Source organism: Kitasatospora atroaurantiaca (assembly GCF_007828955.1).
Taxonomy (GTDB): Bacteria; Actinomycetota; Actinomycetes; order Streptomycetales; family Streptomycetaceae; genus Kitasatospora; species Kitasatospora atroaurantiaca.
The window spans coordinates 2112639-2137485 of record NZ_VIVR01000001.1 but is presented as its reverse complement, the minus strand read 5'-3'; the positions used below and the strand labels follow the sequence as shown (position 1 = coordinate 2137485).

Here is a 24847-nt window from a genome sequence, read left to right as displayed (position 1 = left end):
GACACGGCTCCTAGGGTCGGATCATGACCCCCACCCTTTCCAATGACCCGAGCCCCGTCCGGATCGTGGCCGACGGACCAACCGCCCACCTGGAGATCGACGGCCGCGACTTGGCGTCGCAGGTTCAGGCATACACCCTGAGCCACCGTGCCGGACAGCTCCCGGAGTTGGCCCTCCTGCTCAAGCCGACCGCCTCCGACGAGTGGGCGGGTCTGGCACGCGTCAGCATCGGTGAGCCGCCGGACCCAGGTCCGGCGGCTGCCGCCTTCCTGAGCGCCATCGATGCGACGGAGTTGGAGCGTGCGGTCCTCAACCGGCATGACCTGATGGACGGCGGGCCAAGCGAGTACACGCGTGCCCTGCTCGTGCAGCTCCAGGAGTGGGCGGCAGGCAAGTGGGCGGCCCTGGATGAGGTCGGCTGATGACCACCAACCCGCACCCCAACGCACACCCTGCGGCCAGCGCGTACAGCAACGGTGCCGAGATCGCCGCACAGCTCGAAGGGCGAGCAGCCTCGCTGCTGCCTGCGGCCGTCTCCGTGGTGCGTCACCATGCGATGCTGCTGGAGACGGCCATCAAGGCCAACGCTTCCGGCAGGCCGGGCCCGAACGCACCGACGGGCGACTACCGGCGCAGCTGGACCAACGACGTGCGTGTCACCGCTGCCGGGGTCGAGGCGGTCGTCGGCACGAACAAGCCGCAGGCGCGCCGCCTCGAGTACGGCTTCGTGGGGCCCGACATCCTCGGCCGCATCTACCACCAGCCGCCGTACCCGCACGTGGGCCCGGCCGTTGAGCGGATCACGTCGCTGTTTGTCGCCGCGATGGGGCAGATCGCGGAGGGAAGTCGATGAGCCGGCTCACGGACGACATCCACGAGGCGGTCGCCCGAGTCCTCCAAGCACACGGCGCAGGCCTGCTCTCCCGTGCGGTGCTCGTGATCGAAGTCCTCGGTGAGCACGACGGGCAGCTCGGCCTCTACGTGGAGGCATCGCCGGCCGACATGCCTCTCTGGGACCGGGCTGGCATGATCCGCTACGCCGACATGGACCTGGCGAGCCGGATCACCGCTGACCGGCTGACGACGGGCGACGAAGTCGAAGAGGAGGACGAGTAACCATGCCTGTGCAGGGACGAGTTGTCTCTCTGGCCGTTCAGGCCGCACTCTCGGCAGCCACCGGCCGGAGCTGCGGATACGGCACCGCACCCACAGCCAGCGACAAGCCCACCGGCGTGACGATCCCGTACTGCGTCCTGTACCCGCTGGGCGGCACCAGCTCGGGGCCGCCGTTCGGCGATGGCGACGGTGACGGGCGGATGCTCTACCAGGTGACCAGCATCGGCACGACCGCCGAGCAGGCCGAGTGGATGAGCGACAAGGTCCGCACTGCGCTGCTCGCCCGGACGAAGAGCGGAGCGTTCGCCATCCCGATCCCGGTAGCCGGACACACTGTCATCGGCCGCGAGGTCGACAAGGAGGACGGCGTCACAGTCGTCAGCGGCGTATACAGTTACGTGCAGCGGATCATCCTGCACGTCACTACCCCAGACAGCTGATCTGCTGCTCACCATCTCACCGTGGAGACCCAAGCACGGACGCCCGGCCGCCGGCACGGGCTGACTCCTGACCGCCCCGACGGGCGGTGTCTCAGGGGACGGGTCTCCGGTGATTCCGGGTGGTCTGCGTCCCCGGATTGAGAGTCGAGCGTGGCATCCACGCAGCAGCGGTTCATGCGCCGGGGCATCACCCGGATCTACTTCCTCAAGACCATCGCGGCGCCCACCAACGTCCCGACCCGCGCCGAGCTCACCACCGGACCGGGCTCGACCGATCTGTCCAAGCAGGTCTCCGACGTTGAAGGCTGGAGCCTGGAGAACTCCCCGATCGAAACCCCAGACCTCGGCTCGAAGTTCAGCACCAGCATCCCCGGCGAGGACAAGGCCGCGAGCTCCAGCCTCACCTTCTACGAGGACCTGGTCAGCGAGGCCGTCGAGACCCTGCTGTCCAAGGACGTCACCGGCTACGTCGTCATCCTGCGCAAGGGCGACGTCCCGGCCAGCAAGAGCATGGACATCTTCCCCGTGCGCGTCGGCTCCCGAGCCCCGAGCTACAGCACCGGCACCGAGCCCGCGAAGTTCAAGGTGAGCTTCGCGATCACCGACGTACCCACTCTCGACGCTGCCGTTCCGGCCGCGAGCTGAGGGGCGAAGCGATGACGACCACGCACGAACCCCCGGCCGCCGCAGTGGCGCGGGACGCGCACTGGCGGGCCAAGATGGACCGGTTGCGGGCCCGTCGCCTGCCGGAGCGCGCCGTCAGCTTCTGCGACAACGACGACGCGAAGCGGGCCGTGTCGGAAGCGACGCTCAGCCTGGTGAAGGCTCGCTCCGACGCCCGCACCTCCGCGACCGTCGCCGGGATTCCGGAGACGAAGCAGGACGCCTGGCTGGAGTCGCAGCCGCAGGTCGTCATCGCTCAGTCCCTTCTCGCGACGGCCGAACACGCTCTCGCCGAGGCCACGTTCACCCTGACGTTCCGAGCCCTTCCCAGGCCGGCCTGGGAGCAGCTGCTGCGCGAGCACGCGCCCAGCGAGGACCAGGCCGACAAGGGCATGGAGTACGACGTCAACACCTTCCCGGCCGCACTGATCGCCGCGTGCCACGTCGAGCGGGACGAGACCGGCGCCGAGGTCGACGGGATGAGCGTGCAGGACGCCCAGGAACTGCTCGACGAGTGGTCGGACACGGACGCCAAGGTCCTGTTCACCGCCGCTCTGCTGCCCAACCAGACGATTCGGGCCGACCTGGGAAAAGGCTCGTAGCCGACCCGCAGTTCAGGTCGGAGATGGAACTGTGCGCGGCCTACGGCATCCCGCACTCCCAGCTAATGGGTGCCGGAACCGGCCGCTGGACGGCACTCGACCGGGCGAAAGCCCTCGCGTACCTCCACTTCACACGGGCGGTATGCGAGGGCTGCGGCACCCGGCCGTCGGAGTGGGACGAGGCCGCGGGCGGTGACCGGTTCGCGTACGTGGCGGAGTCGCATCGCTGCTCCGGCTGCGAGCTGATCGAGATGGAGCAGGAGCAGGTCCCCCAGGGGCCTGAGGCGCGCGGGGTGAAGATCGGGCTGCGGCCCAGAACGGAGTGATCAGGCGTGGCCAGCGCCTACACCCTGTACGTCCAGCTCCAGGCCGGATTGTCGGGCCTGACCACGGGCCTGCGCGGCGGAGCCCAGCAGCTCCGCCAGTTCGACGGGCAACTGTCGAATACCCGCGCCGAGTTGCAGCGCGTCGAGGCAGCTGCCGAGCGACTCGGCCAGGCCCAGGTCGCGGCAGCGGCGGCCGCCGTGCGATCCCAAGCAGAGGTGCAGGCAGCCGTCGAACGGTCGGCAGCTACGCAGACCACCGCCACAGCGGCGGCCGAGCGCGCAGGGCGTGCGCAGGCTGTCGCCGCATCGGCTGCCGCCCGCGCCCAGACTGAGCAGACCGCTGCCGTGGAGGCCACCACACGCGCTACCCGCGCGCAGGAGATCGCCCAGACCATGGCTGCTCGTGCCCAGGCCACCGCCGGAGCCGGAGCGGCAGCCGCCCAGCGGACCGCCGAAGCGGCCGCCGCCTCCGCCACCCGCGCGGCGGAAGCTCAGACCGCACAGGCGGCGCGGGCCGCCGCCGCACAGGAGACCGCCGCGCGTGCCGCCGTGCTCGCCGAACGAACCAACGTGAGCGCGGCTTCAGCCGCCGTCGCTGCGAGCCAGGCCCGAGCTGGCCAGGTCGCCGCCGAGGAGCAGGCAGCGCAGCGAACGGTCGCCGCCACAGCCGCCGTCACCCGCGCGCAGAACGAGGCGACCGCCGCCGCGCAGGCCGCCACGGCCGCGCGGATCTCCGGGTACCTGAAGGGCGGCCTGGTCCTCGGGGCGATCCTGGCCGCCGGCGTCGCGGGTTCCATCTCCTTGGAGAAGGAGATGGCCAACGTCCTGACCATCTCGCGGCAGATCGACGGCCGGAGCGTCGGCGCGTTCACGGACCAGATCATCCGCCTGTCCACTGAACTGCCTCAGAGCGCAAGGCAGTTGGCGGAGGGCCTGTACCAGATCGTCAGTACGGGCTTCGATGGCGCTGAGGCGATGACCATCCTGCGGGTGGCCGCGCAGGGCGCTTCGGCCGGACTCACGACTACCGAGGTCGCCGCTCGGGCCCTGCTCGGTGTCCTGAAGGCGTACGGCCTTCCGGCGTCGGCGGCGGCGGACGTCATGGACATCATGTTCCAGACGGTCAACAAGGGCGTGGTCTCGTTCGAGGAGCTCGCGCAGCAGCTCGGCGATGTGGTGCCTATGGCCGCTGCCGCCGGTGTGAGCTTCGCCGATCTGTCGTCGGCGCTTGCCGCGATCACCCTGGCGGGCATCCCCGCGGCGGAGTCCGCGACCGCGCTGAACATGTTGATGACCAGGCTCATGCGGCCGACAAAGGAGCTCAGTGACCTGACCAAGTCGCTGGGCTACGAGTCGGCGGCCAGCGCCGTCCAGCAGGACGGCCTGTACGTCGTCATGAACCGGATCAACGCTGTGACGCACGGCCAGGCCGAGGCGACCGCCGTTCTGTTCAAGGACATTCGGGCGGTGAGGGCCGCGCTCGCGCTGGCCGCCGCCGACGGCAAGAACTATGCGGATACCTACCAGGCCATCAACTTCGAGATCGAGCGCGCCGGAGCCACACAGCGGGCCTACGCGATCCAGATGGACACCACCAGCGGCCAGTGGGACCTGTTCAAGAACAAGGCTTCGGCGCTCGGTATGGACATCGCCCGCGTCCTGCTGCCGGTCCTCCAGGAACTGGCGCAGTACGCCGGGATCGTCGCCGGGGCGATCGGCGATCTGCCCGGCCCGGTGAAGGAGGCCGCCGGAGTCCTCATCGCGCTGTCCGCTGCCGCCATGATCGGGCGTGCCGGCCTCGCCCAGATCACCTCTCAGCTGGCCGCGTTCCGCGCTGCTTCCGCCGATGCAGCTGCTGGCGGCTCCGTGCTTCCCGCCGTGCTGCGCGGCACGAGCCTGGCCGTGTCCGGTCTGACCGGGCTGCTCGCGATTGGCGTGCTCGGCTACGCCGCCTACTCCGCCAGCAAGCAGAAGGCCAAGGCCGTCACGGACGACCTGGTCGCGGCCCTGCGGCGCGAGAAGGAGGAGCACGACACCGGCGCGGGTCTGCGGGCCCTTGCCGAGAGCCTGGCCAACTCGGACGACATGAAGAAGCTGAAGTCGGTCGGCCTTGAGCTCAACGAGGTCGTTGACGGGCTGGTGAGCGGCGGCGACAAGCTGGCCGCGCTCAACGAGAAGCTGGACATCGGCAAGGCCAAGTCGTGGGATCCGAACCTGGGGGCGTACGACACCAACTTCGACCAGGCGAAGAAGGTCCTCCAGGACCGCTCGAAGTCGTGGTCCGACGCGGTGAAGGCCGCAGCGGAGTACGCCGACGCGATGAACATCGTGAAGGCGAAGGTCGACGGTGCCGTGCAGGGTGCCGGGGGGCCGTGGTCCTTGGAGAAGCTGCTGCCGACCGACAAGGACGGTGCGCCGAAGTACTCCGAGAGCATGAAGGCGCTGGGCAAGGCGATCGGCGATATCGTCCAGCCGACCGAGGCATGGAAGGCGGCGCAGGATCGGGTCGCGGCGAGCAGCCGCACTGAAGCCCTTCAGATCGACCTGACCAAGACCAGCATCACGGGGTACATCGACAAGCTCGCCGAGCAGGCCAAGGCACACAAGTCTTTCGAGCAGGACCTGAACGAGCTGGCCACCCGCGGGTACGGGCCACTCGCCGAGCACTTCGCCAAGCTCGGGGATGCCTCGGCCGACATGGTGCACGACCTCGTGGGCAACCTGAAGGCCGGCAAGAAGGGCGCCGCCGAGCAGCTCACTGGGCTGGTCGATGTCACCCGCGCCGGTCTGGATGACTACCTCGCCGAGCTGCGCCGTCAGCTCCAGGCGCAGCGGGACTTCCAGCACAACCTGTCCGAGCTCGCCCTTGCCGGGTACGGCGACCTGACCAGCCACTTCGCGGAGCTGGGAGTCTCAGCCGCCCCGATGCTCGATGAGCTGGTGCGTCAGCTCAAGGACGGCAAGAGGAAGGTCGCGGACGAACTCCAGTCGATCGTGGTGGAGGACGCGGCCCGCAGCCAGAACACCTTCCAAGCCGGCCTGGAGCAGCTGCCAGGGATCGCCGCGAGGTACGGGGAGGCAACCGCCCGCGCGTGGGCAACGGCCGCTCAGACCAACGACGTGGCAGCGTTCGGGAAGATCCTCCAGCAGATGGCGGTCACCGACATGACCAAGGCCGTCCAGGACGGTACCGCTGCGTCGAAGACAGAGATGGCGACGGGCCTGGACCTGGTGACGCAGGTGGCGCAGGCCAAGGGCGTGGACGCCGCGCAGGGGTTCGCCCGGTCGCTGCTCGCGGGTGACATCGAGGGCGCGATGACGACCCTGCAGACGATCTGGGGCAGCAAGCAGCCGATCAACGCGCCGGACCTCAGCGCGGTCATCGGCGCGTTCAAGCAGGCCGGCACGAGCGCCAACGAGCAGTGGGCGGCGATGTTGAGCCTGATCGCCCAGGTCAGCAAGGAGAAGGGTGCGGCCGCTGCCCAGGCACTCACTCAGGCGCTTTTGAGTGGCGACATGGGCAAAGTCCAGGCCGCGCTGGACAGTATCGGCGCGTCCGTGCGGGCCATCCCCGGTTCGAAGACGATCTCGGTGAACATCGACGCTCCCAAGCGCGTGGATATCCCGCTGGTGCTGACTCCGCAGGGCGCAGCGAACTGGGGCCAGTCGGACAGTCCGTTCGCGGCGCGCAAGGCGGACGGAGGAATCCTGGAGTTCTTCGCCAGCGGCGGCATCCGTGGGCCCCGGATTCCGGAGAGCCACATCGCGGAGATCGTTCCGGGCGGAACCTGGCGGGTCTGGGCCGAACCGGAGACTCAGGGCGAGGCCTACGTGCCCCTGGCCGCCTCAAAGCGGGCTCGCTCCAAGGCGGTCTTGGCCGAGGTCGCGCACAGGTTCGGCGGCCAGGTCATCTACGGGCCGGACAAGGGCCGCCTTGGTACGACTCAGGCCTTCGCCGACGGTGGCGTGATCCGTCCGGCCGCCGACACGCATGCCGTCCGGCGCAGCGTCCCAACCGGCGGCGTGGTCAAGCTCGTTCCCGCGCGCCCGGCCGGGCCAGCCGTCGTGGTCGTCAAGGAGACCGGCCGCCCGCCGCTGGTCGGCTCCATGCCCGTGACCGTGACGGGCGCCGATGCCAGGCCCGAGGCGTTCGCAGACGCCGTGATGCGACGGCTTCGCGCCGTTCAACGAGGAGGGCAGCTCTGATGGCCGCCGTACTGGCCGATTGGCAGCTCGATGTGGCAGGTGTGGTCATCGGTCACGGCACCGACGTGCTGATCGAGGACATTCAGGGCCTCGGAACCGCACCGCTGCGCACCGGCGATGTGCCGATCCCCGGAGAGGATGGTGTGTTCGCCGGGGTCGATCTCCAGGAGGCCCGCACGGTGCGGATCCTCGCCGGGATCCGGGCTGCCGCGAATCCGGCTCTCGTGCTGGACCGCCTTGGTGCGCTCGTGCGCGCAGGGTCCGACGAAGCGATTCGCCTGACTGCAGGCCGCCTGGCCGTGCTGCGGGCCAAGCGGCCCGGCCAGGCTGCGCGCTGCCTGTTCGGGCGCGTGCGCCGCGTCGAGGCGTCCACAGTCGCCCGCGCCGTGCACGGTTGGATCCCGATCGAGATCGAGTTTCAGGCGACAGATCCGCTGTGGCAGGCCGACGCCGTCTCCGGCGTCACCCTGCCCCTCGACGTGTCCAGCGCGAAGGGCGGGTTCTCGGCGCCCCTCGTCGCACCGATCACCACCGGTGTCGCCAACCCGTCCGCCCGGCCCGGATGGCTGATCAGCGCCGGCGACCGGCCCGCGTGGCCGAGCATCCGCATCACCGGCCCGGTCACCAACGCACGCCTGTGGATCGTCGAGACCGGCCGCGCCCTGGAGCTGGCCCTCAGCCTCGGCGACGGCGAGTACGTCCAGATCGAGACCCGGCCGGGAACCCGGACCGTGCTGCGCAACGGCACGGGCAACGTTGCCGGCGCCCTCACATCGACCTCGCGGCTCGACCGGTTCCGTATTCCGCCCGGCCGCTCGGAGCTGCGCTGGACCGCCACGGACTACACCAACACCGCCCGTCTCGCTGTGACTTGGCGAGACGCCTACACCGCTCTGTGAGGAGAGAAGCATGACGCTCATCCAGCCGCCCATGATGGTCAACGGCGGCACCCACCCCGCCAGGGCCTTCCGAATGATGGTGCGGGACCTGGCTCGGGGCAGCCAGGGCGTGACCGAAGGCGGAGACCTCAAGGTCCGGCAGACATCGACGCCGGGCGCAGCCGTACGGATCGGCGACGGCTCGGCGATCGTGCGCGGAGCCACCTGGGGCCAGGGCTCCTACACGCAGTACAACGTCGGCGACCAGGTCGTGCCGATCGCCTCCACCGCCGGGGTCGGACGCAGCGACCTGGTGGTGCTGCGTGTCGAAGACCCCGAGTACGAGGGCAACCGCAACCCTGCGACCCAGGACATCGGCTACGTCCACGTCATCCCGAACGTCAGCGCCGGCACGACCACGCCCCCGGTCGGCATGACCGCGATCCCCCTGGCCAGGATCGACATCCCGCCGAACTGCGCGACGATCACCGACGCGATGGTGAGGGACCTGCGGCAGATCGCCAACCCGCGGCGCGACCGCAAGCTCTACACCATCAACGGCTTCCCGTACTCGCAGCTCCCGTCGCAGTCCGGGGTGTGGCAGGACGACTGGCCGCCGGGCGGCCGCGTGCTCACGGACGTTCCGGCATGGGCCACCAAGGCAAACCTCGTCGCCACCCTCACGGGCATCCGGGTGTTCGGCGAGACGTTCTTCGGGGTCCGCCTGGTGTGGGGCGGCTGGATCGGTACCGAGTACCAGGTCGACACCGACACGATCACCTACGTCTCGCGGACCTCCGTCATGGCCAGCGATTCCCCAGACCTCGCCCCGTGGTTCCGCGGCAAGACCCAGGAGCTGCGCCTGCAGGCGGGCCGCTACAACAACGCCAACGGCGGCGGTGACGTGTCCGGTTCGACGGCGCTGATCTTCGACGTCGAGTTCATCGAGGGCGTGGTCTGATGCCTTCCTACCGGTACATCCTTCAGCACGCGCTGACCGGCCAGATCCTCTCCTGGGACCTGCCGGTCACCGGAGTCGAGTTCGGGCCCGAGCTGAACGGACCCGGCGCGTTCCGAGGTGTCCTGGAACCGCGCCTCACCCAGCTGATCGCCCCGGACGCCGGCAACACGCTGCTGTTCGCCGAGCGGGACGACCAGCTGATGTGGGGCGGCATCGTCTGGCGGGCCGAACCGGCCGGGAGCCGGTACCCGATCGAGGCCGCCGGATTCAGCTCGTACCTGACCCGCCGCCGCGACCTGCACGGCGACCTGGCCGGGCGCGGCCCGTACATCGGCGCGGACCCGTCCAACGTGATCCGCGATGTGTGGGCGTACTGCCAGGAGCAGCCGGACGGCAACCTCGGTGTCAAGGTCGACACCGTCGCGACGCAGGTCAGCGTCGGCACCAGCGAGCAGCCGTACAGCACCAAGGCATGGGAAGCCCCCGCTCTGGCCGGTGTACTGCGGGACATGACGGCGCTCGACCAGGGCCCCGAGTTCACCGAGCGAGTCGCCTGGGCGGACGGGTTGCCGCAGCGCCGCGTGACCGTGGGCTGGCCCCGCCTCGGCACCCGCCGCAGCGACATCACCTTCGCCAGCGGCGTCAACGTGGTCTCGGCGGTGCCCGTGCTGTTCGACGCCGACACCTACGCCCAGGTCGTCGTCGGCCTTGGTGCGGGCGAGGGAAGTGCGAAGGTCCGCACCACCGATGCCGCCCGCAACAGCAGGCTGCGCCTCGAACAGGTCCTCGACGCCCCCGGCGAGAAGTCGGCGGACCGGCTCGCCGCCCGCGTCCGCACCGAGCGGGCCGGCCGCCAGCGCCTCGGCGAAGTCACCGAGATCACCGTCATGGACCATCCGGCCGCGCCGATCGGCTCCTGGCAGATCGGCGACGACGTCCGCGTGACCGTCCACGACCAGTGGGGCGACTGGGACGGCTGGTGCCGCATCACCTCCTGGACCCTTCGCCCGGCCAGCGACGGCGGCCAGGAAACCGCCACGCTGCGCCTGGCCCGCCCCTACACCACCTGACTTGGAGGACACCTATGCCCGACCCGATCGACCAGCTCGCCCAGCGAATCGCCGACATCGAACGCCTCAGCCAGGACACATCGCGCAGCTCCCGCCTCGCGTACTCGAGCATCGATGACGGGGCGCTGACCGTCACCGCTGACGGCAAGCTGCGGGCCATCATCGGCCAGCAGCCGGACGGCACCACCGCTGTCACCGTGGTCAACGGCCCGCCGCCGCCGACGCCCACCACCCCGGCCGCCATCTCCACACTGGGCGGTGTCTCCGTCATGTGGGACGGCACGTTCGCCGACCAGGGGGTGTGTCCGCTCGACTTCGCCCGCGTTGAGGTCCACGCCGCCCGGACCGCCGACGTCGCCCCGGACGCGACGACGCTGATCGGCACGATCGAGTCCCCGCAGGGCGGGCGGATCCTCGTCCCCACCACCGTGCCGGTAACGGTCATGCTGGTTGCCCGTTCCACCTCCGGCAAGGCGTCCGCGCCGTCCGGTACAGCCACCGCAGGCCCGGCCAAGGTGGTAGCCGAGGAGGTGATTGCCGGAATCATTGGCGAACTCCAGCTCGCCACCAACGCCGTGACGGACGCCAAGGTCGCCGTCGGGGCGATCAACAGCAAGGCCATCGCCGACGCGGCCATCACCGCCACCAAGATCGGCGCCGCCGCCGTGGTCGCAGGCAAGCTCGCCAGCAACGCGGTGACCGCAGGAACCATCGCCGCCGACGCGATCACCGCGCGGGAGATCGCCGCCGGAGCCATCACCGCTGCCGAGCTCGCGGTCGGCGCGGTCACAACGGCCAGCCTCGCCGCTGGGGCGGTGACCGCCGGAGAGATCGCCGCCGGAAGCATCACCGGCGACCGGCTCACCGCGAGCACGATCACCGCCAGCAGGATCGCCTCCAACGCCGTCGTCGCGGGGAAAATCGCCGCAGACGCTGTCACCGGCCGCGAGATCAAGGCCCTCTCGGTCACCGGGGACAAGATCGCCGCGAACACGATCACCGCCGGGCAGATCGCGGCGGGCGCGATCACCGCCGATGCCCTCGCGGTCGGCGTCGTGAACAACTACATCCCTGACGGGAGCTTCGAAGGCCCCGCCGGTGCGGCCCTCGCCGCCGGCGGCGGAGCGTCGTGGTCCATCGCCGCGACCGGTAGCGGCTCGGCGAAGTCCCTCAAGGTCGATGCCACCGCCGCGACCACCACCACCAAGTCCCTCGCCCTGGCCACGGTGCCCGCTCGGCCGGGCGACCAGCTGTTCCTGCGCTACGACTACCAGGCGTCCAGTGACTGGAAGGGCGGCGCGGTGAAGCTGTACGCCCGCTGGATGGACGCCGGTGGCGCCACCCTGGGCTACAGCGCCGCGCAGAGCACCACCCCGGTCCTCGGCGCGACCTGGCAGACCCTCGCCGCCACCGTCACCGCCCCCGCAGGCACCACCACGTGCCGCCTCTTCGTCGAGAGCTGGCAGGCCACCGCAGGCAGCATCCTCTTCGACAACGCCGAGGCCCGGCCCGTCCTCGGACAGGTACAGATCGCCGACGGCACAATCACCGCCGCCAAGCTCTCCGCCGACGCCATCACCGGCAAGACCATCACTGGCGGAACCATCACCGGCACCACGATCACCGGCGTCAACATCTCCGGCGCGACACTGGCCACCGCCGCCACCGGCAACCGAGTCGAGACCACCTCGGTGACCACAGGCGGCAGCGCCGTGGGCATGGTCCGGCTCTACTCCGGATCCGCCCAGGAACTCAACCCAGCCACCATCTCCAGCATCTACGACCCCACGCAGAACAGCAGCCTGCTCACTCTCCAGTCCGCCAAGCTCACCGACCCGCCCAAGACCGGCCTCATCGCGCCGCGGTCCGTGGTCATGTGGCCCCAGGCCGACATCAAGCTGTACTCCACCCCCGGCAAAGCGGTCGTCGACATCGACGCCGGCGAGACCAATGTCAACGGCCAGCTGTCGGTGCGGTACACCGTCGACGCCAACTCGCTGTACGCGCGCGGAACCAGCGGTCCGATGCGCCCGGACCTGCCGAACGGCAACGTGTACGCGGGCAGCAGCGAGTACGACCACATCCGGATCGGCAACGCCGAGATCATCGCCTGCAACAAGAATCAGTGGGCCGATCTCAAGCTGAACCAGAAGCTGACTGTCTCCCAGAGCAGCATCACCGCCGACGTGCCGATCTCGGTCACCGGATCGGGATGGCAGGACATCAACTTCCTCAACGGATGCTCGCAGCTGCTCGGCTGGCAGAACGTCTCCTATCGGCGCATGCCCGACGGCACCGTGGTGCTGCGCGGCATCGTCTTGGTTCCGTCCACCTTCACCAGCGGCGTCATCGGCACCATCGGTGACTCCAGTTGCCGGCCCAAGCTCGGCGAGGTCTTCCCTGCCGCCACCGACCGGAACGTGGGCGCGAACCTGTTCATCCAGCCCAACGGCAACATCGAACTGTGGAACGCGACAGGGGCGCTGGGAGACTGGGTCTCCCTCGCCCACACCCGCTGGTCATGCATCGACTGAGCATCCTGCGGCGCGGGGGCCGTAGGATGATCCCTGGCGCGGGGACGCCTACGTGGAGCTGCCCATGAGCGTCCCGCCGACCGCCGAGCCCACCCTGTGGGAGCTCCAGCGTGCGCTCACTCAGCTCCGCGAGGACCAGCGCGACGGCATCGCCCAGCTCAAGGACGATCTGCGGGCCGATCTTCAAGCACTGGCTGTCCGCCTCGAACAGGTCGTCACCAAGGACGTCTACCAGTCGGACCAGCGGCTCCTGGTCCAGCGCATCGAGGTCGTTGAGCGCGACCTCGAAGCGGAAGCGCGGGCCCGCGCGGACGCGGAAGCGAAGGCCGCGGTAACGCGAAGGTGGCTGATCGGTGTCTTCGTCGCGCCGATCGTCGTTGCAGCCCTCCAGCTGTGGCTCTTGTCCAGGGGCAACGGGCCGTAGCGCACCACCAGCAGCAAGGTTTCACCAACAGGCAGGCGCGGGGGAGAAGCAGGACGCGCAGCCTTGCAGTTCGTAACGCGTGAACAGTGGGGCGCCCGCGCCCCGAAGTCCGACTTCACCTACATCGACTCGACCCAGGGAGTGAAGGTCCACTACGAGGGCACCGAGGTGCCCTCCGGCCTCGCCGCGCCGGACCAGCACGGCCGCTGCCCCGGCCGCATGCGGGACCTCCAGGCGTCCCACCAGGCCAACACCACCGAGGGCTACATCGACATCGCGTACTCCGCGGTCGTCTGCCCTCACGGCACGGTGTTCGAGGGCCGAGGCGCGCACCACCTCCAGGCCGCCAACGGGCCCGGCCTGAACCGCCAGCACTACTCGGTGTGCGCGATGCTCGGCGACGAAGGCCTGACCGAGCCAACCGACGCGCAGCTCAACGGTATCCGCGACGCGATCGACTGGCTGCGCAGCGCCGGAAACGCCGGCGTCGAGATCCGGGGCCACCGCGACGGGTACGCCACGTCGTGCCCCGGCGAGCCGCTGTACCGGTGGGTGCAGGCCAGCGCGCCCCGCCCCGGCGGCACCGATCCGACTCCGGCCCCGGCCCCCTCGCCGGTCCAGGGGTACCCGACCTGGCCCGGCCGGTACCTGCGCAACTACTGCGAGGGCTCTGACGTGCGGACCTGGCAGCAGCGCATGGCCGAGCGCGGTTGGCGGATCACCGTGGACGGCGAGTACGGCCCCCAGTCGGAGCGCATCTGCCGGGCATTCCAGGCCGACAAGCAGCTCGACCAGGACGGCGTGGTCGGGCCAGCCACTTGGGCCGCCGCCTGGACCACCCCGATCACCTGAACCGTCCGACAGCAACAGGCGCGGGGGAGAAGCAGGAAGCGCCAATGCAACTCGTTACTCGGGACCAGCTCGGCTGGCCCTCGTCGGCCGCCCCTGACCAGGCGACCACCCTCGGAGTCAAAGTGCACTACGAGGGCACACCCGTCTCCACCGATCTCCAGGCCGACCACAGCCAGTGCGTGCAGGAGGTCAAGGACATCCGGGAGAGTCACCTCGCCAACCGGCAGGAGAACTACTCCGACATCGCCTACAACTACCTCGCGTGCGTCCACGGCGTGCTCTTTGAGGGCCGTGGCATTGGCAAGCGCACCGGCGCGAACGGCAACCAGGACCTCAACAGGGCGCACTACGCCATCTGCGGCCTCGTCGGCAGCGACGGCCTGACCGAGCCGACCCCCGAACTGCTCAGCGCGATCCGCGACGGCATCGACCTGCTCCAGGCGAATGGTGCGGGCGGTGAGATCAGGGGTCACCGCGACGGGTACGCCACGGACTGCCCCGGTGAGCCGCTGTACCGGTGGGTGCAGGCAGGAGCACCACGCCCCGGCAGCACCAGCACGCCGCAGCCGAGCGAGCCGCCCGCCGACCACCCGGCCCGCTACCAGGTGACCATCAACGGCCTCCAGTACGGGAACGGGGCGCACGGCGACCACGTCACCGCCGTCGGTCAGGCCCTCGTCTCGCAGGGCTTCGGCAGCCACTACCAGGTCGGGCCGAGCCCGGACTGGTCGGATGCCGACACCCTGAACTACCGCGACTTCCAGCTCAGCCTCGGCTACCAGGGCCAAGACGCCGACGGTGTGCCCGGAGAAAGCTCGCTGCGGCAGCTCCTCGGTTACCTGCCGGGCGGCGTCCCTGCCTTCCCCGGCCGCCAGTGGTTCCAGCCCGGAGCCCACAACGACTACGTCGCCCAGCTCGGCCGACAGCTGGTCGCCAGGGGATACGGCCAGCACTACCGCGTCGGCGCCGGCCCGGACTGGGGCGAAGCCGACCGTGCGAACGTCGCGGACTTCCAGCGCGCCCAGGGCTGGAGCGGCAGCGACGCCGACGGCTACCCCGGCCCGGAGACATGGCGCCGGCTCTGGTCCTGACCCCCACCAACACCCAGAAGGAGAACCCTCGCGTGAACGTGTACGTCTCCCTGCTGCGCACCGGCCTGCCGGCCCTGGTCGGCTGGCTCGTGTCGCTCGCCGCGCAGCACGGACTCGACCTCGATCCGTCCGCCCTGTCCGGCGTCCTCACCCCGCTCGTCGGCTTCGCCTACTACGCCGTCTTCCGCCTCGCCGAGGAGCACGTGAGCCCCCAGTTCGGCTGGCTGCTCGGCTACGCCCGGCCGCCGCAGTACGGGGTCGCCAAGGCGCAGCTGCCCGCCGCCCGCTGATCTCTGCTCGCGCCGCCGTCGCTGCTGCTCGAACGGTCGCCGCTCGGCACAGGCAGAACCGAGGGCTTCATCGCCCACGAGTAACCCGGCCTCCACGAGGACGTGCCGAAAGGGGTCGTAAGCCCACGTGGCCTCGGCGCCTGGAAAGAGTGAGGCCCCCGATCCTGCACTGGACGGGGGCCTCACGGGCCTCTTGGAAGACCACCGCTCACACTAGCAGCGGCTGTTGATGAGGATCCTTGGTTTCCCCACCCCGCACTCAGGTGCTCCCCAGACCTACTCACGCGATTCCCCACCGGCAGCGCACTGGGCTGCGGCCGAACGCCGCTCGGGAGGGGCCGCGCCCGATAGTCGGCCTGCTACATACGCTCTTGACTGGTCGGCGCGGCCCGCACACTGCCGCTGGCTCGACGGAGGGTCGTTCCGCCCCACACTGAACCTCCAAGAGGTGGACTGGGCGGAACGACCTTGGCGGAGGGTTCGCACTCCAGGGCGCGGGCCCTCCGCCGTACTCATACAGAGGTCCGCCGCCCAGAGGCGGGCCATGACCGCTCCGCTCGCCGCATCGCGTCAGGACTGCGGATGACCTGGGAAGGGGATGGCATTCCAGCCCTTCTCCAGGATCGGATTGTGCTCCAGAAACTCGTGCCGCGCGAGCAGTTGGAGCAGCGTCAGGGCGCCGTTCGGCGGGTTGTTGAGCAGGAGCTGGGACAAGCTGGTGTCGGTGATGGTGACGGCGTGCTCCAGCTCGAAGATGGAGGCCGTGGTGATGGGGATCGACTCGCCCGTTACCGGGTTCGGGGTGCGCTGGATCCCGGCGCGGAGCTCGGCAGTGTTGAGCAGGTGGAACGGCTCCATCGTGATCACCATGCCCCGCCGCGGCAGGTGAGCCGGGATCTGCTCGAACGCGGGGTTGCCCTCGGAGATGAGCTGGTCGGTCCTCTCGATCTGGGGGAACGCCTCGCCGGGCGTCTTGGCCAGCTTCTCGGCGTAGTTCTCCGCGCCGAGGCGTAGGCCGGCGTCGGGTCGGGCGGACTTGACCTCCACCAGCAGCACCAGGTCGGGGAAGACCACGATCCAGTCGACGGACTTGCCGCCGCTTCCCTTCGTCTCGCCCTCCCACTTGATCTCGGGGTGGACCGTCACGTTGTCGAGCAGGCCCAGCTGGCGCCCGACGTACGCCTCGAAGAGGTGTCCGAGGTCGGCGGTGAACTGCTTGCCGCGCGGCGTGCGCCCGCCTTCGCCGCCGGTGTAGTAGATGCCGAGCATGCTCGCCTTGGACAGGACGGCGGCCGGCACCGGGACCAGGTAGCCGTTGCCGAACCCGGCGACCAGCGGGGTCGTCCGCAGGGGATTGTGGCCGTAGCGGCGCAGGAGCGGATCCGGGGCGGCGCGGTGGGCTGCCCGGAGCCGGGCGGTGTCAGTCACAAAGTGGCGCTCCAGGATCGCGGTCGCGTCAGCGGATGACTGAAGGGAGGTGAAGGGCGAGTAGTCCGCCCAGGTGAGCATCAGGTCCGGGTTGAAGCGGCCGTTGAGCGCGGGGACACCGGTGACGGTCGCCCAGACGTAGCGGGCGAGGCCGACGTAGTCGGCCACCGAACACCCGAGCACGTCCTGCGCCCAGCCGGGGCCGATCGCCTTGAGGGGCTCCGGAGTGTCGGTCTGGGTGAAGATGGCGACCGTTCGGCTCAGCTCGGAGTACTCGTCCACCTGCCAGGTGAACTGCTGTCCGGACACCCGCAGCAGCAGGCGCGTCAGCTTCTCCTCCGGCGACTCCTGGTAGTAGGGGTCGTCCAGGGCGAGGTAGAAGCCGAGGATCTGCCCCAGGTCGCGGGGCTGCGCCGGAGCCCGGTTGATCTCTTGGCCGAGGGCGAGGGAGATCCAGGCGGCGTCGGCGAGGGCCCAGGGGCCGTATACGCCGAGCCCCTCGTACTCGCGAAGGTCACGAGGGTGCGGGAGGCGGGTACTGGTAGAGGCGATGAGCTCCACGAGCGAGCTCTGCGAGTGGCGTTGGATGCGCCGGATGTACTGGGAGTCCGGGACGCCGGACGCGGGGACAGACTGCGGCATAACCGATGATTCTTCCGGTTGGCCGGGCCGCCCGGCACCCGGTTTCTCCGGACCGGCCGAAAGCTTGCCCTCAGCGGCGCGGAGGCCGGCGGCGAGCTCGCGGCCCGGGAAGTCAGCCGCACCCGGGCCGCAGAGCAGGTGGCGGTCGTCTCCCCGGAGACCGGGTACCACTTCGACTTCCTGGACACGAGGCGCGATGCTCGCTGAATCTCCCCACTCAGTTTCGATGTCAGACACATAAGGTGGCTATCTCGTCTGGCACCCCAGGAGGACAGCGGTGGAGCGCGGTAAGCCGTACATCGTCGGCATGCAGGAGTTCGCGGCCATCTACGACGTTCAGTCGCAGATGATCCGCCAGTGGCTGCACCGCGGTGCGCTCGACGCCGAGACCGCGATCGTGGTGTCAGGACAGCTGTACTGGCCGCTTGGTTTCGCCGCCGGCTACGGCGAGACCACGCCCCGCCGGAAGACCCTCAACGAGGCGGCTCTGCAGGAGCTGGTGGAGCAGCAGGAACCCGGTTGGATGCCGCAGACCAAGGCAGAGTTGCCGGCCATCGTGGGACAGCAAGAGATCGTCGCTATGTTCGACCTGCCGTCACAGCCGACCCTGGTCATGGCGGTCGAAACGGGAAGATTCGTCGCCGCAGACTGGCGACTTGGGGGCTCCGGCGGCCTCTGGCTGCTCGACACCGTGCTGGAGACTGTGCCGGATTTGCAGGCCTCGGCGCGCACGCTGTCCTGGGTGCCGAACCCCGACGTTGTGGCGGCGCTCCGTGCCGGGCGCTACGAGGGCCCTGGGTCGGTCGTACTGTCCCGAGGGCGGGCTGCCAAGAAGTAGGACATTAGTGCCGTTAGTGTACTTAAGCCTTCTTTGCGACTAAGATATAAGTATCCCAATCGGGGCATTTAGATCAAATCGAGAGGAAGTGCTGAATGGCCGACATCGCGATCGAGGGTGCCGAGGCGGTGGTGGTGGTGAGCGCCTTTGAGCTCGACGCCATCGCCCATGCACTCAAGAGCCTCCTGTGTGCAGTTGGCGAGAATGCTCACCTGGCGCGCCTGACGGGGGAGATGGGGCTTGCTGCTGCCGCGCTGCCTGTCGCGCCTTGCCTGTGCGGGGATCTCCATCCCCTGTCCGACCCCTGCTGATTGGGATTGATCTTACGCACACTGTGGCCTCAAGATAGGTTGCACGTTTGATGGCGACCATCGAGGGGGTGGGGTGTGCGCGTTGCCCAGGACGAGATTCCGGGTCTGTGGATCGAAGAGATCCAGCAGCCCGAGGAGCAGTCCGACGCGTCAATCCAGCAGCAGTTCGAGGCCTTCCATGGCCTGAATCCATGGGTTCTGGATGCCCTGGAGGCGTTGACCGCCGACTGCGTGAACAACGGCTTCGCGCACGTCGGCATCGGGATGCTCTTCGAACTCCTGCGCTGGCGCTATGGCCTGCACACCCATGGCGACCCCTTCAAGCTCAACAACAACTTCCGCTCCCGGTATGCACGCCTCCTCATCGAGAGGCACCCGGAGTGGATCTCCGTGTTCGAGGTCCGCGCCCTGCGCGCCGCCTGAACACCAAACTCTTGGAGACCAACTCATGAGCGCAGCTGCGCCCAAAACGCCGGACAAGTCCGGCACCAGGCTCAAAACACGAAAGCCAACCGGCATCGTCCCCTGGCCGCTCGTCCTCATCGAGGGCGAGGAAGGGGCGGGCAAGACGTTCTCGGCCGCCGAGTTCAGCGCATCCGAGAAGATCGGCCAGATGTACTGGATCGACCTCGATGAGGGCTCGGCGGACGAGTACGCCGCGATCCCCGGTGCCGACTACCTGATCATCGAGCACGACGGCAGCTACCGGGACATCCTGGAGCAGATCGAGGCCGTGCACGCTGAGGCCCGGCGGGCGGCGCTCGCCGGGGAGCCGCCCGTCGTCCTGACCATCGACAGCGGGTCCGCCCTGTGGCGGATGCTGACCAACTGGACCCATGAGCGGGCACGGCGCACCCGCAAGAACAAGGCGCTGCTGCTGGCCGACCCAGACGCTGCGGTCGACATCGGCATGAACCTCTGGAACGACAGTGTGGAACGCTGGGCGCGGGTGATGTGGCTGCTGCGGACACTGCCGGGCATCGCCATCGTCCTCGCCCGCGGGAAGCAGATCAGCGCGCTGGACGATAACGGCACCCCGATCAAGGGGAAGACGGAATGGCGTGTCCAGGGCCACAAGGACCTCGGGTTCGACTCCACGGTTTGGGTCCGGCTGCGCCGGGACGAAGAGCCGCAGATCATCAAGGCCCGCTCGCTGCGGCTGAGGGTCGAGAAGAAGCGCCCGCTGCGCCTGCCGGAGTTCGCCATCGAGACCCTGGTCTTCGACATGCTCGGCTGCTCCCAGGACTCCCAGCCCAGGGTGATGCCCGCGCTCGCAGGCGACCGTGTGCAGCCGTGGCTGGAGAGGATCGCCATCGTCTCCGACCGCGACGAACTCGCGGGCATGTGGAGGTACATCGGTGGGTCGGATGTGAACCTGTCGAGGGACGAGGTCCTGACCGTGCGGGCCGAGATCGAGCGGCGAGCAGCCGAGATCGAGAACCCGCAGGAAGAGATGGGCGGTTCGCCGCGCACCGACGCGGAGAAGCTGCGCGCCGCCGCTGACCGGAAGTCGGCGGCGGACGCCGACCGCGACGCGCGGGCAGACGCCGCGTTCTCCGAGGCGGTGTCCGGATGAGCGTCCAGGACATCGAAGCCCCCTCCATCTGGAAGGCGGCCCACGGCGCCGACCGGCGCCGGCCTCGGTCGCGCCAGACCGAGCTGGGGGCGTCCGACACGGTGTGCTCCCGCCGTGCGGCGTACATCGTCACCGGAACGCCGCGCACCGACACCCACGAGGGCAAGGCCGCCATCCTCGGAACCTACATCCACGCCGGGCTGCTGGAGGACGCGCGGAAGGAGTTTGGCTGGCAGGTGGAGCGGACCGTGGTGGGCGACAACGTGCGAGGCCACGTGGATGTCGTCCAGTTGGACCAGGCAACCGCTGCCCGGCTGCCGAAGGCAATGCGCCCCATCGTTCCCGCACAAGTTGTCACGGTCGAGGACGTGAAGACGAAGTCCGTGCGCAAGTGGGACCAGGTGCTGAGGTACGGCGCCTCCAAGGCCGAGCTCCGGCAGGTCTACCTGTACGCCAGCATCCTGCGCGCGCACGGTTTCGCGGACGTGCAGGGGCAGAAGGCCCTGGCCAGGCTCGGGCCGATCGACGTCCAGCGCATCCGGTTCCGGTTCATCTGCCGGGACAACGGCGAGGAGCACGTGCAGGAGTTCGCCTTCGACGAGCTGGAGGCGAGTGCGGCACTGTGGTGGGTGGATCGCGTCCTCGAGGTCGGAGACCCGGACGAACTGTCGCGCGACCACGACGGGCCCGGCCTGTCGGCGGTGTGCGACTACTGCTCGTGGCTCACCGCGTGCTGGGGACAGGCCGCGCCGGGCGTCCCGGTCCAGACTCTGCTGGTCAGGGACGATGACGATCGGGCCCAGGCGCTGGCCGAGTACGTGAGCGGGCACGCGCAGGAGAGTGCGGGCGCGAAGGTGAAGAAGTTCGCGCGGGCCAAGCTCGACCAGACAGCGGCCGGCACCTACGGTCCCAACTCGTTGTCGTGGAGCGGAAAGAACCCGGTCAAGAAGCCCGACGTGCAGGCCATGGTCGACCTGTACGACGACGCCCGTGTGCCCGTGCCGATGGTGCCCGACGTGGACCAGATGATCGCCTTCCTCAAGCAAGAGGGGATCGGCATCCCGATGAAGGCGACGGGCGCCCTGACCGCCAGGTCCATCAACGTCCGTCCCGCCCGCACCTGACCTGACCCAGCGCATGACTCTGGGGCCCGCGCCGTGCGGGCCCCAGGGCTGCCCTGGATGCCATCCGAGAGGAACCTGTGAGCATCCACCTGCTTGTCGTTGCCGGATACCTGCCGAAGGAAGTGGTGAACCAGACACAGAAGCTGATCCTCATGAAGCTGGCCGACTCGGCGGACGACCAGACCCGCATTGCCGCGCCGGGCCTGGTCCGTCTGATGGCGTGGTCCGGCGTCGGCGAGAAGACGGTGGTGTCCGTCATCACCGAGCTGGTCGGCCTCGGCCTGGTCGAGCGCGTCAAGATCGGCAGGGCGGGCCAGCGCGCCGAGTACCGGATCTTCCCGCTCGGCGTTCCGCCGATCCCGAGCACGGAGGAGCTGGAGCAGTGGCGGGAAGAGGCAGCGAACGCGCCGAGGAACCCCCGGCTTGCCCGAGCGTCGGGCAACCGAAGCAGGCCGGCCGTACCAGCGCGGACACACCTCGACGTCCAGGCGCGAGCGACCAACCGAGTGGCTCCGGCTGCCCCGAAGCCGGGTAGCGAGCCAGGGTCGCCCGAAGGGAACCCTGCTTCGGGCGGATCGGGGAGGCGTCGGCGGCAACCTGCCGGGTTGCCGCAGGGGAACCCTGGAGATTCGGGCCGGGTTCCCGACGGGGAACCCGAGGGGTTCCCACAGGGAGACCCCGGGGGTTCCCCCAGGGAAACCCCTGTTCTTCCTGTTCCTTCCCTTTCTCTTCCTTACCCCCCTACCCCCGCAGCTGACGCCGCAGCTGACGCCGCAGGGGAGCCCGCTTCGCAGCCCGAGCAGCAGGAGGCGTCCGGCTGCCCGAAGCACCCGAGCCCGGCCGCCAACTGCCGTGGCTGCGGGACGAACGCTCGGGCCGAACGCGAGCGGAATCGCCGTGCGCTGGCCGACGCCGACCGGCGCAACGACGAGGAGTGGGTGCGGGCGTTCATGCGGGACCAGAGGGATCGTCGCCAGAGGATCGAGTCCGAGCCGACGCGGGTGGCCGAGGCCCTGGAGGAGGCCAAGAGGGTTGCTCGGGCCGCGCGAACCCGAGCCAATCCTTGATCCACAAACATTGACCCAGGTCGCTATGCGACTAAGATATAAGTAACGGATTCAACCGAATCCCCAACTCGCAGGAGGAAGATATGAGTTCCATTCGAGCTGCCGCCCGATACTGCGTGGAGGTGAAGACGGTCAGCTGTCCGTGCGGCGACTGCAAACCGGCCCTGCTGGCCAAGTCGCTGCCCCTGGCCGAAGCGGCGGCCGAACTCGCCCGAGCGGCCTACTCTCTGGCTGCCCTGCCGACCGACACCGTCTCGCTCGCCACCCGCGAGGGCCTGCCGGTGGCGACCTGCTCGCTCGGGGCGGACGTCATCGAAATCGGCTTGCTGGAGGCCGTCCGCACCTCCAGGGCCGTGATTACCTCGCTCTAAAGATAGGTGACACGGTTCAAGACGTTCTGACACTCTTGGAGACCTTATGGCGATCACCATGAACCTCGCCCCCCTACCCGACCACAACGGCGTCACCGATCCGCTGTGGCAGACCCTCTACGCCAACTACGCCCACGTGATCACCCCGCTGCGCCAGCGCGGCTGGGTCACCGACGTGGAGCTGTGCGGCGGGGCCTACTTCATACGCGTCACCCTCGGCGACGGCACCGAGCTGCACATCGGTAGCGCCGACGCCCTGCCCACCGACCCCCGCCGCGTCGACGAGTGGCTGGTCACCCGTCAGCCCGAGAACGAGGACAACAACGGCCCGATCACCGTCCTGTACGACTCCACTCCCGAGGGCGCGCACCGTCACCACGGTGGGCATGTCCGGCCGATGTTGGAGCGCGTCACCAGGCTGCAGGCCGCTCCCGCCGTGGACGAGGAGTACCAGCTCGTCACCACCGAGATCGGGCCCACCGGCAGCCGCACCGAGCACGGCCCGCGCGAGCCGCTGACCGCTGCCACCACGCGCTTCACCACCCGAGCCGAAGAGCTGTCCGCCCTGCTCTGGTCGCCCGTGTGGTCGCCCACTTGGTCCCCGGCATCGGAGCCGAAGCCGCAGCCCACGCAGCTCCTCACCGTGTGGGCCCTCGGCCCGGAGATCACCGTCCTGCAGATCGCCAGCGCCCGCCGCTGACACACCTCGCGCCGGGCCGCACGCGGCCCGGCGCACCTCTTGGAGACCTGATGAACCTCGCACCCATCCCCACCGGTCGGATCCACGACCCGACCTGGCGGCTCGTCCATGACCGGTACGACCGCCTGATCACACCACTGCGCGCCCGTGGCTACGTGGTGGACATCAAGAACGCTGCAAAGGCCAGCCGCCGGATCACAGCCGCCCTGCCCGACCGCAGCCGACTGACCATCACCGCCGGGACCGGGCTTCCGCTCCGCGCCGAGAACGTCATCAGCTGGCTCGTACAGCACGAACCGAAGGGCGAGCTCGCCACAGTCCTGGTCTACGACTCGACGCCGAGCGGGCTGGCCCATGCGGCCCAGTCCATCCTGTCGCCGCTGCTGATCGAGGTGGACGAGTACCTGGCCCGGTCCGGCATCGCCGAAGCCCCGCCCGCCGGACACCCGGTCTCGGTCTTCACCAGCGAGGCCGCCGACGCGCGGTTCGGCGCGACCGAACACCTCGGCCAGTACGCGGACTCCAGCGCCGCGGTCCTCGCGCACCAGCAGCACCAGGACAGCCTGAGTCGCGCCGGATGGGTCCGGCTGTGGACCCACCCCAGCGCCGACTGGCCCCGGAGCCTGTGGAGCCGAAACGCGAAGGTCCTTCACACCTGGATCGACTTGGCCGAGCTGAACCGGCCACGGCCCACCGAGCCCGCCACCCAGGCTGCCCACGACGTGGCCGAGGTGGCGCCGTGATCTCCCTCGGCTTACTCGCCGCTGGCGTCGTCGCGCTCGGCCTGCTCACCGCAGCGGCCATCGAACAGCTCGCATGGGAGCGCCGGACCGCCCGACCCGCCGCCCACCGCCGCCGCCCCTGAACAGTCCCCGGCCCGCCACACGGCGGGCCGGGGCCGACCTCGGAGACAGACCATGACCAACAGCACCCCATCCTGGGCGCTGGACCTGATCCGGCCGACCCCGACCCCTGCCGCGAACCCCCGGCTCGTGCGCCGCCGACTCGGCACGAAGACTCCGGCCAGCCCCGCAGCAGCCACGCCGCTCGCCCGCCACATGCAGGCCGCACAGCAGGCGCTGGCCGGCGCCATCAGCCGCGAGCGCGGCGCAGCCGAGCCCGGCCCCGCGTCGCAGGGATGCCCCTGCGCCTTCCCGCACCCCGACACCCGCGAGGCCCGGAATGACCTCGCCGCCGCCATCAGCGAGGCGCAGTGCCTCGGGAAGAGCGGACTGCACAGGCAACTCCTGCTGCTCGCCCGCGCCGACGGCTGCCCGTCGCTGCGCTGACCACCCTTCACGGCAGGCCGCCTTCAACCGGCGGGCCCGTCCAGCCTC

At 69.6% G+C, this 24847-nt stretch carries 28 protein-coding genes; 27 read left to right on the top strand and 1 reads right to left on the bottom strand.

Annotation, left to right across the window (positions count from 1 at the left end; all coding sequences use genetic code 11):
* Positions 1-23: 23 nt before the first annotated feature.
* The 16 genes from FB465_RS09640 (at position 24) to FB465_RS09565 (ending at position 15453) form a co-directional block, all read left to right on the top strand.
* Positions 24-422, top strand: a complete 399-nt coding sequence (locus tag FB465_RS09640; protein ID WP_145789463.1) for a hypothetical protein — start codon at positions 24-26, stop codon at positions 420-422.
* Positions 422-853 carry an HK97 gp10 family phage protein gene (locus FB465_RS09635; protein ID WP_145789461.1) on the top strand — a complete coding sequence of 144 codons (432 nt, stop codon included), beginning with the start codon at positions 422-424 and terminating at the stop codon, positions 851-853. The genes FB465_RS09640 and FB465_RS09635 overlap by 1 nt, the downstream gene beginning before the upstream one ends.
* Complete coding sequence (locus tag FB465_RS09630; protein WP_145789459.1) at positions 850-1116, top strand: hypothetical protein; 267 nt, start codon at positions 850-852, stop codon at positions 1114-1116. The genes FB465_RS09635 and FB465_RS09630 overlap by 4 nt, the downstream gene beginning before the upstream one ends.
* A gap of 2 nt (positions 1117-1118) precedes the next feature.
* Positions 1119-1556, top strand: coding sequence for a hypothetical protein (locus tag FB465_RS09625; protein WP_145789458.1), 438 nt, complete (start codon positions 1119-1121; stop codon positions 1554-1556).
* A gap of 150 nt (positions 1557-1706) precedes the next feature.
* Positions 1707-2201, top strand: a complete 495-nt coding sequence (locus tag FB465_RS09620; protein ID WP_145789456.1) for a phage tail tube protein — start codon at positions 1707-1709, stop codon at positions 2199-2201.
* Between the two features lie 11 nt (positions 2202-2212).
* The gene (locus FB465_RS09615) at positions 2213-2821 is read left to right on the top strand and encodes a hypothetical protein (RefSeq protein ID WP_145789454.1); all 609 of its coding nucleotides are present in this window, start codon (positions 2213-2215) and stop codon (positions 2819-2821) included.
* A 23-nt stretch (positions 2822-2844) separates the two neighbouring features.
* Positions 2845-3147, top strand: a complete 303-nt coding sequence (locus tag FB465_RS09610) for a hypothetical protein (protein WP_246192590.1) — start codon at positions 2845-2847, stop codon at positions 3145-3147.
* A gap of 6 nt (positions 3148-3153) precedes the next feature.
* Positions 3154-7353 carry a phage tail tape measure protein gene (locus FB465_RS09605; protein WP_145789451.1) on the top strand — a complete coding sequence of 1400 codons (4200 nt, stop codon included), beginning with the start codon at positions 3154-3156 and terminating at the stop codon, positions 7351-7353.
* On the top strand, positions 7353-8252 hold the full coding sequence (locus FB465_RS09600) for a phage distal tail protein (protein WP_145789449.1): 900 nt from the start codon (positions 7353-7355) through the stop codon (positions 8250-8252). Before FB465_RS09605 ends, FB465_RS09600 begins: the two co-directional genes overlap by 1 nt.
* Before the next feature lie 10 nt (positions 8253-8262).
* Positions 8263-9192 (top strand): hypothetical protein, encoded by a 930-nt coding sequence (locus FB465_RS09595; RefSeq protein WP_145789447.1) that lies wholly within the window; start codon positions 8263-8265, stop codon positions 9190-9192.
* On the top strand, positions 9192-10262 hold the full coding sequence (locus FB465_RS09590; RefSeq protein WP_145789446.1) for a hypothetical protein: 1071 nt from the start codon (positions 9192-9194) through the stop codon (positions 10260-10262). Before FB465_RS09595 ends, FB465_RS09590 begins: the two co-directional genes overlap by 1 nt.
* Positions 10263-10276: 14 nt before the next feature.
* Positions 10277-12796 carry a phage tail protein gene (locus FB465_RS09585; RefSeq protein ID WP_145789444.1) on the top strand — a complete coding sequence of 840 codons (2520 nt, stop codon included), beginning with the start codon at positions 10277-10279 and terminating at the stop codon, positions 12794-12796.
* 64 nt (positions 12797-12860) lie between these two features.
* Positions 12861-13220: a hypothetical protein gene (locus tag FB465_RS09580; protein WP_145789442.1), complete on the top strand. Its 360-nt coding sequence runs from the start codon at positions 12861-12863 to the stop codon at positions 13218-13220.
* A gap of 63 nt (positions 13221-13283) precedes the next feature.
* Positions 13284-14072: a peptidoglycan recognition protein family protein gene (locus tag FB465_RS09575; RefSeq protein ID WP_145789440.1), complete on the top strand. Its 789-nt coding sequence runs from the start codon at positions 13284-13286 to the stop codon at positions 14070-14072.
* Between the two features lie 44 nt (positions 14073-14116).
* A complete protein-coding gene (locus tag FB465_RS09570) occupies positions 14117-15163 on the top strand; it encodes a peptidoglycan-binding protein (protein WP_170290536.1) in 1047 nt (348 codons plus the stop codon).
* A gap of 32 nt (positions 15164-15195) precedes the next feature.
* A complete protein-coding gene (locus tag FB465_RS09565) occupies positions 15196-15453 on the top strand; it encodes a hypothetical protein (RefSeq protein ID WP_211785747.1) in 258 nt (85 codons plus the stop codon).
* 570 nt (positions 15454-16023) lie between these two features.
* On the opposite strand, the gene FB465_RS09560 is transcribed toward FB465_RS09565, so the two are convergent.
* On the bottom strand, positions 16024-17523 hold the full coding sequence (locus FB465_RS09560; protein ID WP_145789438.1) for a hypothetical protein: 1500 nt from the start codon (positions 17521-17523) through the stop codon (positions 16024-16026).
* Positions 17524-17800: 277 nt separating this feature from the next.
* Here FB465_RS09560 and FB465_RS09555 point away from each other — a divergent pair, with 277 nt between their 5' ends.
* From FB465_RS09555 to FB465_RS09510, 11 genes are all read left to right on the top strand, one after another.
* Positions 17801-18361, top strand: a complete 561-nt coding sequence (locus FB465_RS09555; RefSeq protein ID WP_145789436.1) for a hypothetical protein — start codon at positions 17801-17803, stop codon at positions 18359-18361.
* Positions 18362-18456: 95 nt separating this feature from the next.
* Positions 18457-18672 carry a hypothetical protein gene (locus tag FB465_RS09550; protein WP_145789434.1) on the top strand — a complete coding sequence of 72 codons (216 nt, stop codon included), beginning with the start codon at positions 18457-18459 and terminating at the stop codon, positions 18670-18672.
* 75 nt (positions 18673-18747) lie between these two features.
* Positions 18748-19095, top strand: coding sequence for a hypothetical protein (locus FB465_RS09545; protein ID WP_145789433.1), 348 nt, complete (start codon positions 18748-18750; stop codon positions 19093-19095).
* A 25-nt stretch (positions 19096-19120) separates the two neighbouring features.
* Positions 19121-20248 (top strand): AAA family ATPase, encoded by a 1128-nt coding sequence (locus FB465_RS09540; protein ID WP_145789431.1) that lies wholly within the window; start codon positions 19121-19123, stop codon positions 20246-20248.
* The gene (locus FB465_RS09535) at positions 20245-21372 is read left to right on the top strand and encodes a hypothetical protein (protein ID WP_145789429.1); all 1128 of its coding nucleotides are present in this window, start codon (positions 20245-20247) and stop codon (positions 21370-21372) included. The genes FB465_RS09540 and FB465_RS09535 overlap by 4 nt, the downstream gene beginning before the upstream one ends.
* Before the next feature lie 77 nt (positions 21373-21449).
* On the top strand, positions 21450-22439 hold the full coding sequence (locus tag FB465_RS09530) for a helix-turn-helix domain-containing protein (RefSeq protein ID WP_145789427.1): 990 nt from the start codon (positions 21450-21452) through the stop codon (positions 22437-22439).
* Positions 22440-22522: 83 nt separating this feature from the next.
* Complete coding sequence (locus FB465_RS09525) at positions 22523-22810, top strand: hypothetical protein (RefSeq protein WP_145789425.1); 288 nt, start codon at positions 22523-22525, stop codon at positions 22808-22810.
* A 46-nt stretch (positions 22811-22856) separates the two neighbouring features.
* Entirely contained in the window at positions 22857-23510 is a 654-nt protein-coding gene (locus FB465_RS09520) for a hypothetical protein (protein WP_145789423.1), read from the top strand.
* 50 nt (positions 23511-23560) lie between these two features.
* Positions 23561-24253 carry a hypothetical protein gene (locus FB465_RS09515; RefSeq protein WP_145789422.1) on the top strand — a complete coding sequence of 231 codons (693 nt, stop codon included), beginning with the start codon at positions 23561-23563 and terminating at the stop codon, positions 24251-24253.
* Positions 24250-24375, top strand: a complete 126-nt coding sequence (locus FB465_RS37465; RefSeq protein ID WP_281292332.1) for a hypothetical protein — start codon at positions 24250-24252, stop codon at positions 24373-24375. Before FB465_RS09515 ends, FB465_RS37465 begins: the two co-directional genes overlap by 4 nt.
* 52 nt (positions 24376-24427) lie before the next feature.
* Positions 24428-24799: a hypothetical protein gene (locus FB465_RS09510; protein WP_145789420.1), complete on the top strand. Its 372-nt coding sequence runs from the start codon at positions 24428-24430 to the stop codon at positions 24797-24799.
* Positions 24800-24847: the final 48 nt, after the last annotated feature.